This is a genomic window from Protofrankia sp. Cas3 (assembly GCF_963555955.1).
Classification (GTDB): Bacteria; Actinomycetota; Actinomycetes; order Frankiales; family Frankiaceae; genus Protofrankia.
The window spans coordinates 43,842-57,480 of the sequence record NZ_CAUVXP010000016.1; the positions used below are offsets into that span (position 1 = coordinate 43,842).

At 67.6% G+C, this 13,639-nt stretch carries 11 protein-coding genes; 1 reads left to right on the forward strand and 10 read right to left on the reverse strand.

What is annotated here, in order from left to right; all coding sequences use genetic code 11:
* Positions 1 to 161: 161 nt before the first annotated feature.
* The 4 genes from U9983_RS05330 to U9983_RS05345 all read right to left on the reverse strand — a co-directional run bounded on the left by U9983_RS05330 (position 162) and on the right by U9983_RS05345 (position 5,162).
* Positions 162 to 1,118 carry a TQO small subunit DoxD gene (locus U9983_RS05330; protein WP_322752940.1) on the reverse strand — a complete coding sequence of 319 codons (957 nt, stop codon included), beginning with the start codon at positions 1,116 to 1,118 and terminating at the stop codon, positions 162 to 164.
* A 222-nt stretch (positions 1,119 to 1,340) separates the two neighbouring features.
* Positions 1,341 to 1,967: a potassium channel family protein gene (locus U9983_RS05335; protein ID WP_322752941.1), complete on the reverse strand. Its 627-nt coding sequence runs from the start codon at positions 1,965 to 1,967 to the stop codon at positions 1,341 to 1,343.
* Complete coding sequence (locus U9983_RS05340) at positions 1,964 to 2,722, reverse strand: HD domain-containing protein (protein ID WP_322752942.1); 759 nt, start codon at positions 2,720 to 2,722, stop codon at positions 1,964 to 1,966. The genes U9983_RS05335 and U9983_RS05340 overlap by 4 nt, the downstream gene beginning before the upstream one ends.
* Before the next feature lie 166 nt (positions 2,723 to 2,888).
* Entirely contained in the window at positions 2,889 to 5,162 is a 2,274-nt protein-coding gene (locus U9983_RS05345) for a serine/threonine-protein kinase (RefSeq protein WP_322752943.1), read from the reverse strand.
* A gap of 1,268 nt (positions 5,163 to 6,430) precedes the next feature.
* Between U9983_RS05345 and U9983_RS05350 the strand changes: the two genes are divergently transcribed.
* Entirely contained in the window at positions 6,431 to 7,957 is a 1,527-nt protein-coding gene (locus U9983_RS05350) for a GGDEF domain-containing protein (protein WP_322752944.1), read from the forward strand.
* A 65-nt stretch (positions 7,958 to 8,022) separates the two neighbouring features.
* Here U9983_RS05350 and U9983_RS05355 read toward each other — a convergent pair whose 3' ends face one another.
* From U9983_RS05355 to U9983_RS05380, 6 genes are all read right to left on the reverse strand, one after another.
* Entirely contained in the window at positions 8,023 to 8,598 is a 576-nt protein-coding gene (locus tag U9983_RS05355; RefSeq protein WP_322752945.1) for a DUF3618 domain-containing protein, read from the reverse strand.
* Positions 8,599 to 8,794: 196 nt separating this feature from the next.
* A complete protein-coding gene (proS, locus tag U9983_RS05360) occupies positions 8,795 to 10,198 on the reverse strand; it encodes a proline--tRNA ligase (RefSeq protein WP_322752946.1) in 1,404 nt (467 codons plus the stop codon).
* Between the two features lie 92 nt (positions 10,199 to 10,290).
* The gene (locus U9983_RS05365) at positions 10,291 to 10,560 is read right to left on the reverse strand and encodes a hypothetical protein (RefSeq protein ID WP_322752947.1); all 270 of its coding nucleotides are present in this window, start codon (positions 10,558 to 10,560) and stop codon (positions 10,291 to 10,293) included.
* A 305-nt stretch (positions 10,561 to 10,865) separates the two neighbouring features.
* Positions 10,866 to 11,756 carry an A/G-specific adenine glycosylase gene (locus U9983_RS05370; RefSeq protein ID WP_322752948.1) on the reverse strand — a complete coding sequence of 297 codons (891 nt, stop codon included), beginning with the start codon at positions 11,754 to 11,756 and terminating at the stop codon, positions 10,866 to 10,868.
* Positions 11,757 to 11,761: 5 nt separating this feature from the next.
* Positions 11,762 to 12,841 (reverse strand): DNA integrity scanning diadenylate cyclase DisA, encoded by a 1,080-nt coding sequence (gene disA, locus U9983_RS05375; RefSeq protein ID WP_322747676.1) that lies wholly within the window; start codon positions 12,839 to 12,841, stop codon positions 11,762 to 11,764.
* A 108-nt stretch (positions 12,842 to 12,949) separates the two neighbouring features.
* A partial coding sequence (locus tag U9983_RS05380; protein ID WP_322752949.1) for a S16 family serine protease occupies positions 12,950 to 13,639 on the reverse strand: 690 nt, incomplete at its 5' end.

Sequence of the window (13,639 nt, forward strand, 5' to 3'; positions counted from 1 at the left end):
AGCAGGGCCTGAGCCCCCTTTCTTGATCGATGATCATCGTGGCGAGCGCTCCTCGTGGCGGCACTCCTGACGATGTGAATCTGATGCTGTTCCAGCAGCATGAGATTCACATCCTTCGACCAACCGACCGGGCTGACATCCCACGCGGATGACTTTTGAGATCAGTCGACGACGACGTTGTCGCCGTCGAGGCGCAGCGGCAGGCGGGTCAGCGGGAACGGCGCCGGGCCACCGAGGACCGCCCCGCTCGAGGCCGAGTAGAACGCGCCGTGGCAGGGGCAGGCGAACTGCTGGTCAGAGGTTTGGAAGCTCACGGCACATCCGGCATGGGTGCACACGGCCGAAAACGCGGCGAATCCACCTGCCGGTAGATGGACGAGCCAGGCCGGCTCCCCGGAACGGGGGTTGGTGAAGCTCTTCGCCGATCCCTGATCGATCTCGTCCGTCCGCGCGACAACTGTGCCGCCGACGTTGTCGTCGGGTGCCGCCGCTACCGTTGGATGGGAAACCGTACGCCCACCGACCGCCCGGCCTAGCCAGGCGGTCAGGCCAGCGGTGCCCAGAGCGCCCAGCGCTGCGAGGCCGGTCACCGCACCCTGACGCAGCAGCGCGCGGCGCCGAGCGTCGTGACCGTGCACCTGGATGAGCCAGGCGTCCACCGACAGCACCCCGGCGCTGCCCACCGCGGTGAACGGCAACCACATGACGACGAAGACGATGTCCGAGCCGTAGTAGTACGGCCGCGTATGCCAGCTGACCGTGAGCAGGAATATCAGGGAGAAGACGGTGCCCGCGACGGCGGCGAGCCGGGCCCACAGGCCGATGAGGGTCCCGATGCCAACGGCGACCTCGCCTATTGCGATCAGGATTCCGACGGTGTCCGGATACGGCTGGGCCAGGCCGAGAAGTGCTCCGATCGGGCTGGAATGGACGAAGGACCCGATCTGTCGATGGACCGACGTCGGCGATGCCGGGTCGAGGTAAGCGGGGTCGGCGAGTTTCTGCAGTCCGGCGAAGGTGAACGTGACGCCGAGAAACACCCGCAACGGCAGCAGCAGCCAGCCCGGCTCGGTGAGTCGGCTCCGCCGGTTGCCGCCCGCGTTCGTGGCGTTGTCCATGCTCTTCACGGTCGGTGCAGGCTACCCGTGGTGCCCATCCGCAGGGCCGCAGGGTATGCGATCATGGCTCGCGTCGCGTGCCCCGAGGATCCGGGGGGACCCGAACCACCCGTCCGGGCGAATCGCCTTCGGACGCCTTCGGACGCCTTCGGACGCCTTCGAACACCGTTGAACGACTGCGAAGGACTCCGACGTGATGTCAGCGCATCCTCGTGGTGGTCGTCACCTGTCAATCGTGGATGGGTCGGTGTCGACCGATTCACTGTCGGGTTCCGTCGTCGTTGTGGATCGGCGCTGGAGCCCGGCTGTGATCGCACTGACGAAGATTCGTGCGATCACGCCGATGGCGACGAGGTCGCCCAGCATCTGAATCATTGCTATGACCCGGGCCGCCTCGGTCCGGGGCGCGATGTCGCCGAATCCGACCGTGCTGAACACGGTGATCGTGAAATACAGGGCGTCCGTACGGGTCAACGGCTCCGTGAAGGCGGCTGCCTGTTCCTGGGCGAGCAGGAAGTACGTGATTGCGAAGAGCAGTAGAAACAGTGGCAGGGACGCGGCGATGGACTCCACGGCACGCAGTCTTGGGTAGGGGGCGTGGGCGATCTGCCAGACCTGAATGCTGATCACAGTGGTGAACACGACCAGACCGACGGCCACCCGGACGGCTGCGCCGGCGCTGCTTGCGGGCGGGCGGTCCAGCGGCAGCAGGTAGTAGAGCACGACCAGCACTGTCGTGGTCAGTAACGCACGCAGGATGGAGTGCAGGATGGCCCGACGGCGTCGCGCCGGCCGCCGAGCCTCGTGCCGTGCGTTCGTGCCTGTGCCCCGTGGCTCCGGTGAGATCACGGGTGTGCACGGCCGGTGGTGCTGTCGCCGGTGGTGCTGTCGCCGGTGGTGCCACGGATCGTGGTGCCATGGATCGCAGCCGAACCGGCGTACGTCAGGTCCCGCGCCGACTCGGGGACGTACGTTTGCGGTCCGCAGCCTCGCAGGCGCCGCGCGGCGCGTGCCGTCGCGGCGAGGAGCTGTGGCTCTCGCCGGCGCCGTGCGGCGAACAGGTCCGGAGGTTCATCGGCGTGCCGTTCGCGGATGTCGGCGAAGCGTCGTGCCACGGACATGATCTCACCGGTTGGTCCCGCGGTCATGTCCGCGTAGGCGAGCGCGTCCGTGACAGATCCGTCCTCCCGTGGAAACTCATCGAGAGCGTCGAGCAGCCCGCGTGGTTGCGCGAGCAGCCGTGCTTCGGAGTGATGCGCGACCAGCGCGGCAAGCCGCATCGGTGCGCCGGCCCGGATGAGGTGGAGCGCGCCGTCAAGCGGATGAAAGCCAGAATCGATCAGCAGTGGGGAGTAGCCGATGTCGTGCAGCCAGGCCGCGGAGACCAGCAGGCCCCGGTCGGACGACGCGACAGTGGACGCGATCTCGTCTGCCTGGGCCGCCACCGTCGCAGAGTGTGCCCAGCGGGCTGGCAGCGGTGCCAGGAGCAGGTAGGCGATCGTCCGGGCGGTGGCGATCGTCGCGTCGAACCGGTGCGGTGGCGACGAGATGGAGCTGCCGTGCCGGTGGCCGTTGCCGGTGAGATCGGTGCTGGAGTCGGTCACAGGGTCCTCCGTGTCCGGGGATCACGGCGGCGCCCAAGCCGCAGCCTGGGTGCTGGATTCTGGGCAACGACAAGCCGCCGGGCCTGGGAGCGGTATGCCCGTCCAGGCTCGTCCCATCACCCAACAGGCCGGCTCATTCTGGCCGCGTCGATCCCGGCAGAGAAGATCATATCGAGAAGTCGGTACAGCTACCTGCAGATGTTATGACTCGTTCATTCCGATATCTTACGATTTGCGAGTAACAACCGGTCGTGCCCGCTCCCGCCGCGGTCCCGGTGGCTTGGAGAAATTCGGAGAATCGGGCGGTTGCGGCGCACATGAGAACGGACCGCATATTCACGGTCGACATCTGAACGGTCGACATCTGAACGGCCGGCCTGTGGACGTCGCTCCTCCAGCCGGCGCCGCGCGGCATTTCGATCTCCAGGATGCGCAGCAGCCACTCGGTGTCACGACCGGAAGGCGGCTGACCGCGAGGTGGGCAGCGCGTGACGCCGTTCCTGACATCCTGGGTCCCGATCGTATCTTTTGCGATTTTGACGCCGTGGTGGGTTCCGGTCCGCCGTGGGGACGGCGCTAAGGGCGCGATCCGCCGTGGCCGTGGCTCGGCGGATCGCGTGACGTTCGAGCCAGTCGCTGACGGTGGCACCGACTGCGTGGATACCGGTTGCATCGTTGTCGCCGCAGGCTTTGACGTCGTGGCGGACGGAGATCTGGGTGCTGAGGTTGTTGGTGCGCTGGATGCGGTGGTGGGTGGCGGCTGTGCCGGGGTGGTGGCCACCGGCGGCGGTGCGCTCGTCTGGGTCGCCTCGGGTGGGGTCGGCGATGGCCTGGGCGGTGACTGCGCCGGGCTCGTGGTGGCCGGGGCCGGTGCGGGCGCCTGCGTGGGCTCCGGCTGGATCGACGTGGCCGGCTGCCGCGGCGACGTCCTGTCGATGTTCGCAGCGTTGGGCACGTTCGCCGCGTTGGGCGCAGGTGCCACCGGCTCGGCGGCCGGCGGTGACGGGACGCCCGCCGGTTGCATCGATGACATGCCCTCGCCGGCTACCGACGGCGCGTCCACCGGTGGTCTGGCGGAGTCCATCGGCCGGCTGGACGTCCACAACCCCGCAACGGTTGGAGGGATCATGCCGCCGCTCGGGACGGGCCTGCCCGCGGGCGCCGGGACGGCGCCACTGGCGCCCGTGCTGGTACCGGGAGCGACTCGCAGTGCCACGGCGACCACCAGTCCGGCGCTGATACCCAGCGCGATCCCCGCGGCGACGGTGACCAGCGCCAGCTGCCAACGGCGTGCGGGAGTGGTGACGCGGCCGGCCGCGGCGGTCCCGGCGCCAGGTGGACTGTGCGTGGCGGTCCCTCGGCCCACTCGGCGGCCCACTCGGCGGGCTACCCGGTCGGCCGCGGCGGGGTTCCCCGCGCGATCGGCCGACGGCACCTCCGGTGTCAGTGGCACGGTTGACGTCGCAGGCACGGCTGACATCGCAGGCACGGCCGGTGTCCCAGGTAGGGCAGCTACCGCCGGAACCGTCGGTACGGGAATCGCCACCGGTAGCGGTGTGGGCGTCGACGGTGGTGGCGGCGGCGGTGTGATCAGGACATGCCGGGTGACCTGATCCGCGAGATCGACGCTGTCCACATAATTGCGGACCACACCGGTGACCAGTTCGACGGCGGTGGGTCGCCGGCCCGGATCTCTGTTGAGTGCACGTCGTGTCAACGGTGCCAGGCCATCGGGAATGCCGCTGAGGTCGGGTTCTTCCCGCAGCATGCGAAGCGCGGAGGCGGTGGGTGTGTCCGCCGCGAAGGGGTGGCGCCCGGTCGCGGCGAACACGACGCACATACCCCAGGAAAAGATGTCGGCGGCGGGCCCGGCCCGTTCGCCGCGCAGCTGCTCCGGTGCCATCCAGGCGACGGTCCCGATGACGTGACCGGTCTGGGTGTGCTCGGTTGTGTCGACGACATGGGCGATTCCGAAGTCGATGACCTTCGGGCCATCCCAGGCCAGCAGGATGTTCGACGGTTTCAGATCACGATGCACAAGCCCGGCCCCGTGGACGGCGACGAGAGCGTCTGCCAGGCCGGTGGCGAGGTTGACCAGTGTGGAGCCGCCGAGCCGGCCGCGTTCGGCCACGGCCGTGGCAAGGCTCACACCGTCGACGTACTCGGTCGCCATCCACGGGCGTTCCGCGTCGACGTCGGCGTCACGCACCTCGGCCACATAGTTCCCGCGGACCCGGCGCGCCGCCGCGACCTCGCGGCGGAACCGTTTCCGGAAGTCCGCGTCACCGAGCAGCTCCGGGCGGATGACCTTCACCGCCATTGGGTGGCCATCCTCGTCAAAGCCGAGATAGACGGTGCCCATCCCGCCGGCGCCCAGTCGTCCTTGGAGCCGGTACCTCCCGACTTTTCGGGGATCAGCGTCGGTCAGCGGCGCCAGCACGCCCGCTCCTCTCCTACGACCCGCACCCCACTCGGGGATCACGCTACCGAGCCCGGCGGGGTTTGCGACTGTGGGCGCATCAACTTTCTCGAGCAGGTAACAACCCGATCACAGAACACAAACGTATGATCGATCACACCCGTATGTCGCCGGATGGTTGAGGTGTATAGGTAAAAGGTTGTCCAGGCGTCGGTCGATCGTGATCGAATTGATCGTCAGATGGCACCAGGGGACCGGCGGCGGGGCCGTGGTAGTCCCCGCATGGGATTTTTCGAACTTTGTAGATCAAAAAGGCCGTTTTCGGGATCGGAACCCTGGAAGATAGTTCGCGCACGAGCCCGCTGTGGATCGGCTTCGCGGCTTGTCAGTTGCCGGTGGTGTTTCTGATCACTTTGTCGGAGGCGGTGGCTCCGGTGTGTCGCGCAGGTCGCATCCGAGCTGCCGTCGGTGTCCAGGACGAGGTTGCCGACCGTCCTTTTGCGCCGGATGCCGAGTTCCCAGGCGATGTTCGTCCAGTCGTGGCGGTTGTGCGGCCAGGGCGGTCGCCGGTGCCACCGCCGCGTCCATGGCGGGCCGAGAGCGGCGCGCAGCGCCCTGATCTCATGGTCGCGCTCGGCGACCGTTGCGCGGATACGGCCCCATATGTCGATTGCGGAAACCACCCCCCCATACTGTTTCACTGGGACCGAAGATGGATGTACAACTCGATACAAGGGATGTCGGTCACGTACCGCTTTGCCGGTGCTGGCCGTTGTCCCTGGTCGGCGGGGGGCCTGCCGACCAGGGACAGGCTGCCGGTCGGCAAAGGGGGTGCTGGACACATGAGGAAGAGCCGATTTCCGTTACGCATCGTGGCGAGGACGGGATGGCCCGGTTCGGAGGCGGCCACAGAAGATCATCAAATGGTGGGGTCGACCCTCACGGGACGTTCACAGGAAACCAGGCTATATTCGGGAGAACCGGTTGTCCAGTGATAAACGCGTTTTATCGCCATTGCGGCAGAGCCTGCGCGTCGAGTCCCCGGAATGATTCTTCCGCGCTCCGGGACGGGCCCGAGACGGCCGAATCGCCGCGAAGGTCACTGCCCAGATGACACGAACTCCGACACCTAGCCGAACCGTGCGGACCGACTGGTCCCGGGTACCACCCGACTTCCTGGAGACGGCGCACCAATGGTTTTTTCCGCGCCTTCCGCGCCTTCCACGGCATGGAGAGACTGGCTAAAACGGGACGATCTGATGAGGTCGGGAAAAGGACGTAGACGGCTGGTGGCAAGCCAGTCATGGCTGCTTTACCTGATACTCGGGTTCTGTCTGATTGTCGGTTACCATCTGGTGCCGCCACATGGTGGCGGACGTGCGGTGCGCGTTGTGAGCTACTTTCTGGTCAGCGTCTGTACGGCGGTGGCGGTGTTCGTCGGCGTCGGCTGGTTCCGGCCCACACCGCGGCTGCCCTGGCTGTTGCTGGCCGCCAGCCAGATTATGTACGTGATCGCTGGAACAGCCATTTTTTCGCCACACCAGGTTGTCGGAGTCGACCTGAGAGACATCGTTGGTGTCATGGACGTCCCCGTCCTTTCCATCGTTTTCGGTCTGGCCCGCTACCCGCTGGCACTGGCCGGTCTCGTCCTTTTCATTCGCTATCGCACTCCCGGGCGTGACCTGCCCGGCCTGCTGGAGGCCGGTACGCTGGCCGTCGCCGCTCTCATGCTGTCGTGGCTGTACCTGATCGGGCCCTATGTTCGCGGTGGATCCGGCCGGCTGCTCGAGGCTACGACCCTGGTCGGATATCCAATAATGGATATTGCCCTGCTCGCGGTCGGACTGAGGCTGTTTCTCGGGCCCGGCCGCCGGCCGCCGGCATGCTTCCTGCTTATGGGCAATCTTGGCCTGATCACCGTTGCGGACACCGTCTACGGACTGGAGCAGCTCGCTGGTACCTACCGGGCGGGAAACTTCCTGGATGGGATGTGGCTTGCCGCCAACGTGACCCTGGGTGCGGCGGCACTTCATCCGACGATGGTCCGGTTGGCCGTACCCGCGCCCGCGGCGGAGCAGGACCTCGGGGGTGTTCGGTTGGCCGCGCTGCTGGGGGCCGCGCTGGCTGCACCGGTCACGATGATGATCGAATATTCCCGTGGGATCACGCATGACATTCCGGTCATGGCCATGGCGTGCGCACTGATGTTTCTGCTGACGATCGCTCGAATGGCGGTGCTCGTCTCCGACCAGCGCCGGCTGGCGATGATCGATCCGCTGACCGGTCTGTACACCCGTCGTTTCCTGGAGGCGGCGATGCCCGTGGAGGTCGCCCGGGTGCGTCGTGGCGGAGGTTCGCTGGGCCTGGTCATCATTGATGTCGACCACTTCAAGTCGATCAATGATGAGCATGGTCATCCCACGGGTGACCGGGTCCTGGCCGAGATCGGCGCCCGGCTGCGCGCAGCGACCCGACCAGGCGACGTCCTTGCCCGCCACGGTGGCGAGGAGTTCGCGCTTCTGGCGTCCAACGTGGACCTGAGCGAGCTGAGCGCGCTCGCCGAACGGCTGCGTGCCCGGGTGGCGGAAAGCCCGATCGCCGTGGACGTCGACACCATGATCTTCGCCACCGTGTCGGTGGGAGCCTGTGCCTTCCCGACCCACGTCTCGAATCAGGCCGAGCTGGTAGCCATGGCGGACCGCGCACTGTACGCCGCGAAGGCAGGTGGGCGGGACCGAGTGGTGATCGCCGAGATCCCGCCTACCGGTACGGCAGCTGCTGACGGAGCCCGTGAGGCTACCGGTCTGAGCTGGTAACCTCACGAGCTGCTACCGTCGTCAGCTGTGATGTTGCTGTCGCAGCGCCGTGTCACTGGGCGCGGTCACTGGGCGCGGCATCTTCTGCGGACGACGACGACCAGCGCGGCTGTCACCGCGATGCCCGCCACGCCGGCTGCCACGGCGGCACGGGTCGCGCGGGGGTTGTCGACGGCCCGCTGGCGCACGGTCGCCACGGTCCGCGCCGTGTGCTCGGTGGATTCCCGCATCTTCTCGGCGGTCGCGGTCACGTGCGGATTGTGGCCGACTTTTGTCGCAGCCTGGCTGGCGGCGGCCCTGGCATGCTGGGCGGTTCCAGCGACCTGAGGATTCTGCCCGACCCGGTGTACGGTCCGGCCCGCGGTGTCCTTCGCCCGGTGAGCGGTGGCCGACGCCTTGTGGGCGGTTGCCGATGCCCTGGGGCCAAGGTCCTCGGTCGCCCCGGCCAGGCGCACCCGAGCGCCTGCCGCGCCGGTGGCCACCCGCTCCCACGTGTGGGCGGCGACGATCCTGGCATCTTCGGCGGTACGTCCCGCGACCTTCGCGGGGCGTACCTTCTCCGACAGGGCGGCGAGCTCGTCGGCGAGCCGTGTTCTGGTTGTGTCAATCTCAGTCTTGATCGAATCCGGATTCTCGGCCACGAGCGTCCTCCCGCATCTTCGGGCACAGGCTGGTCGCGACCTGTCCGACAGATCTTCGATCGCATCGACGCCCATCGGAGCGGCCCTCGCCTGTGATAAGCCTGATCTTCGAATTACCCGGGAACGGCGTGGCTAACCGGCAGTTCGCTCACGGAGGATCAGCGCGGCTGATCAATTCGGTGGATCAGTCGGTGGATCAGTAGGAGCGGGCGACCAGGCAGACGAGATCGGGTTCGTCGTCGCGGTCGGGAATGGTGCCGTCCGGCCGCTGGATGCAGCGTACGGTCAGTGACTCCTGGGCGAGTCGCGTCTCACCGCCGGGACCGACGGCCGCCCACGGCAGGCGGGCGAAGCCTTCCGATGCCGCCTCGATCGCCTCGTCGACGGTCGTGACGTCGCGGGTACGAGCGTCCCGGGTCGCCAGCGCCGCTTCGTACATGGCGTTCTGGATCTCGTCCAACAGCGTCGGCACCCTGGTCATCACATCGTCGAGTGGAACGACGATCTTCTCGGATGTATCGCGGCGGGCGAGCGTGACAGCACCGGCCGCGAGATCGCGCGGGCCGAGCTCCACGCGTACCGGGATGCCCTTCAGCTCGGCGTCGGTGACCCGCCGGCCGAACGACAGGCCAGGGCGTGCGTCCACGCCACAACGCAGCCCGGCTGCCCGCAATCCGTCGGCGAGCAGGGAAACGCGTTCGGTGAGCGCAGGGTCATCCTTGACGGGCAGCACGAGCACCTGCGTCGGCGCGAGCCGCGGGGGGATCCGCAGCCCGTTGTCGTCCCCGTGAGCCATGATCAGACCACCGACCATGCGGGTTGAGGAGCCCCAGGACGTCGTCCACGCCAGGTGCTGCGCACGGTCGGCGCCCAGGAAGCCGATGTCGAACGCGCGGGCGAAGTTCTGGCCGAGCTCGTGGCTGGTCGCCATCTGCAGCGCCTTGCCGTCACCCATCATCGCCTCGAGGGTCAGGGTGTTGGTGGCGCCGGCGAACCGCTCCTTGGCGGTCTTCCGGCCGATGAACACGGGTATGGCGAGCACCGAGGTCATGAAGTCCAGATAGACCTCGAGGTGGATGCGCCGGGCGTACGCGGCCGCGTCCGCCTCGTCGACATGCGCGGTGTGCCCCTCCTGCCAGAGGAACTCGCTCGTGCGCAGGAAAAGCCGGGGGCGCAGCTCCCACCGGACGACGTTCGCCCACTGGTTGAGCAGCAGTGGGAGGTCCCGGTAGCTCTGCGTCCACTTCGCCATGTACTCGCCGATGACGGTCTCGCTGGTCGGCCGGACCACTACGGGCTCTTCCAGCTCCTTGCCGCCGCCGTGGGTGACGACGGCGAGCTCGGGGCTGAAGCCCTCGACGTGCTGGGCCTCCCGGCGGAGGTAGCTTTCGGGGATGAGCAACGGAAAGTAGGCGTTGACCGCTCCGGCCGCCTTGATCCGGGCGTCCACGTCGGCCTGCATCCGTTCCCAGATCGCGTAGCCGTACGGTCGGATGACCATGGTCCCGCGGACCGGGCCGTTGTCGGCCAGTTCCGCCTTGGCGAGCACATCCTGGTACCAGCGGGGGAAGTCCTCGCCGCGGGGAGTAAGTATGGCCACCTACCCACGATATTGCCTGACGGTGCCGGGTCGACGCACCAGGCCAGCCGCTGCCTCGACCTGGGCACCGCCCTGGTCAGCTCGGGTCGGCGTCAGGCCTGGCCTGGCGTGTTGTCATCGTCACCCGGTACTTCGCGAAAGACCAGCGACAGGTCGACGTCGCCGTGGAAGTTGACCAGCGCTGCTCGCGGTGGCACCACGATCATGGCGGAGGTCAGATCGGCCGCGGTGGCGCCGGCTGCAAGGACGAGTTCGTGCTCGACCAGCAGGCCGTGTCGGACGGTCACCACCTCGGCGAGTGGGGTCGGTGCCGCGCCGGGTACGCCTCGGGGTTCGGGTACAAGGTCGCCGTCGGTGTCCATTTTCGGGCCTCCTCGGTGTGAACGTAGCAACTCGGATCGATGCGCGTGCAGCCGACTTTGTGGTCCTTCCACGAGTCGTGCACAGGTGTTCCGCGTTGTCGCTTTGGTTCCTTTTCTCACCGGTCGGACAGTCGTGTTGTCGGATGCATGACGCCATCGATATTGCTTTATAGCAAATACTCGGAGGGTGGCGTGATCCAGGGGTATGTGGGGTCACTTTTGGCACCCTGCGGTATATGGCTGTCAGGTGCTCTTTCAGGTTTTTGTCAGCAGGCTGGCAGGTCCATGATCGCGCGCGATGATCCTCAGATCGCGCGATGCCCGGGCAGCGCGTAGACACCCGGCGCGACCAGCATGGCGAGACCGTCGGCAAGCAGGCCTTCCAGCGCCCGGCCGCGCTGCACCGGCTCGTCCCACGTTGCGTCGAGGAGCTCGTGGCGTACCGGGCCGGGTGCCTCGCGCAGGACCGCGAGCAGGCGTCCACGTACCTGACGGTCGGTCCCGGCATAGCCCTGCGGGCGCCGGGGCGGGCCGTCAGCGGGCGGGCGGCCCGCCCGCTGCCACGCACAATCCTCCGTCACCGGGCAGGCATCGCAGTGGGGACTCCGCGCGACACAGACCAGCGCCCCGAGTTCCATGAATGCCGCGCTGACCCGGGCCGCGGTCTGCGGATCCATGGGCAGCAGTGACTCGACCCGCTCCAGATCCCGACGCGATGTCGCCGTCCGCTGGTCGTCGCGGCCATCGATCGCACGGCTGACAAACCGCCGGACATTGACGTCGATCACCGCGTGGCGCTGCCGAAAGGCGAACGCTGCGACGGCGCGGGCTGTATAGGTGCCGACTCCCGGTAGCCGCAGCAGTTCGTCCACATCCCCGGGGATTGCTCCGCCGTGGCGTTGCGTGACGGCGACTGCGGTCTGGTGCAGCCGCAGCGCCCGCCTTGGGTAGCCAAGGCGCCCCCACATCCGTACGGCCTCGCCGGCCGGCTCGGCGGCAAGCATGGCCGGGGTGGGCCAGCGGTCGGTCCATTCGTGCCACACGGGCAGAACCCGGTTGACCGGCGTCTGCTGCAGCATGATCTCGCTGACGAGCACCGCCCACGGGCTCACCCGCGGGTCTCGCCAGGGGAGATCCCGGGCGCAGACCTCGTACCAGTCGAGGACGGCGTCGGCGAGTGCGGGCGGTTCACCCATGCGGTTCACACATAGCGTTCGAGGATGCTGGACTCGGCGAGCCGGGACAGCCCCTCGCGTACGGCCCTGGCGCGTGCGGCGCCGATACCCTCGACGGTCTGCAGGTCGTCCACGCCGGCTGCCAGCAGTTTCTGCAAGGTGCCGAAGTGGTCGACGAGTCGGTCCACGACCATTCGGGGCAGTCGTGGCACCTTGGCCAGCATCCGGTAACCACGGGGGCTGACCTGGCTGTCGAGCACATCCGCGCCCCCGGGGAAGCCGAGTGCGCGGGCGAGCACGGTCAGATCCAGCAGATCGGTCGATGACATCCCGGAGAGCCGGGCGAGGATTTCGGCGGCGGTGGCTGTCTTACCCCCTGAGGGCAGATAGTCGCGGACGGCGAGTTCTCGTTCGGTCTCGACTCCCGCCATCAGTTCCTCGAGCTGGAGGGACAACAACCGGCCGTCGGTACCGAGTTCGACCACGTAGCCTTCGATCTCGTCCGCGATCCGCCGAACCATCTCCAGCCGTTGGCTCACCAAAATTGCGTCACGGACGGTGACGAGGTCTTCGATCTCGAGTGCCGACAGTGTGCCGGCGACCTCGTCCAGGCGCATCTTGTACCGTTCCAGCGTCGCCAGCGCCTGGTTGGCCCGGGACAGGATGGCGGCCGAGTCATCAAGAACGTAGCGCAGACCTGCCACGTACAGCGCGATGATCCGCATCGACTGGCTGACCGAGATCACCGGGTATCCGCTCTGCTTGGCCACTCGTTCGGCCGTGCGGTGCCGGGTACCGGACTCGTCGGTGAAGATGGTCGGGTCGGGCACCAGGTGGACGGCGGCCCGGACGATTCGCTGTAGGTCGGACGACAGGACGATCGCGCCGTCCATCTTCGCGAGCTCCCGCAGTCGGGTGGCGGAGAACTCGACGTCCAGTTCGAATCCGCCGGTGCAGATGCCTTCGACCGCCTTGTCGTGGCCGAGGACGATCAGGCCGCCGGTATGGCCGCGAAGGATGCGCTCGAGGCCATCCCGGAATGGGGTCCCTGGGGCGACAGCGGCCAGTGTCGCCCGGAAGATGTCATCCCCGGGTGGTCCTGCCATCTGGCTCCCTCTGTATCTCGGCGTTCCGCCATCGTGATGGTATCGGGTGGGCTGCTTTGCCATGCTGCCCCCGTGATGTTGTAGCCATACTTTTACCTGCCGTAATTTTCACTCATTACCGCCGTACATATGCCGTATTGCACTGTTCAGGTCGCACACTTCGATCGTCGTCATGCCCTCGGGCGCCGGACCCGCCTCGGGAGGCACGAGCGCCCAGCGGAAACCCAGGCGGGACGCGGCCGTCAGACGCCTGCGGACCGCACCCACCGACCGGACCTCGCCGGCCAGACCTACCTCGCCGACGGCGACGAGGTTCGCCGGAATGGGACGGTCCTCAACGCTGCTGATCGTGGCCAGCGCGACGGCGAGATCGGCGGCCGGCTCGGCGAGCCGGACCCCACCGACGGTAGCCGCGTATACGTCCGATCTGCCAAGTTGAAGTCGACCGCGGCGCTCGACCACAGCAAGAATCATCGCGACCCGGGCCGAGTCGAGCCCGGACACGGCTCGTCGCGGCACGGTCGCCGTCGACGTTGCCACCAGCGCCTGCACCTCGGCGACCAGCGGTCGGCGGCCCTCGACCGTGACCGTCACACAGGTGCCCGCGACGCCCTCCGTCGGCCCACCGTCGTGCCAGCGGGACAGGAACAGCCCACTGGGATCCGCGATCCCACGGATGCCGCCGTCGCCCATCTCGAAGCAGCCGACCTCGTCGGAGGGGCCGAAACGGTTCTTGCTCGCCCGGACCAGGCGCAGCGACGAATGCCGCTCACCTTCGAAGTGCAGAACGACGTCGAC

Bases quoted from the DNA above. Each gene is read 5' to 3' on its own strand.
- U9983_RS05330 (WP_322752940.1), bottom strand. From the start codon at position 1,118: ATGGACAACGCCACGAACGCGGGCGGCAACCGGCGGAGCCGACTCACC.
- U9983_RS05365 (WP_322752947.1), bottom strand. From the start codon at position 10,560: ATGGACACCGACGGCGACCTTGTACCCGAACCCCGAGGCGTACCCGGC.
- U9983_RS05370 (WP_322752948.1), bottom strand. From the start codon at position 11,756: ATGGGTGAACCGCCCGCACTCGCCGACGCCGTCCTCGACTGGTACGAG.
- disA (WP_322747676.1), bottom strand. From the start codon at position 12,841: ATGGCAGGACCACCCGGGGATGACATCTTCCGGGCGACACTGGCCGCT.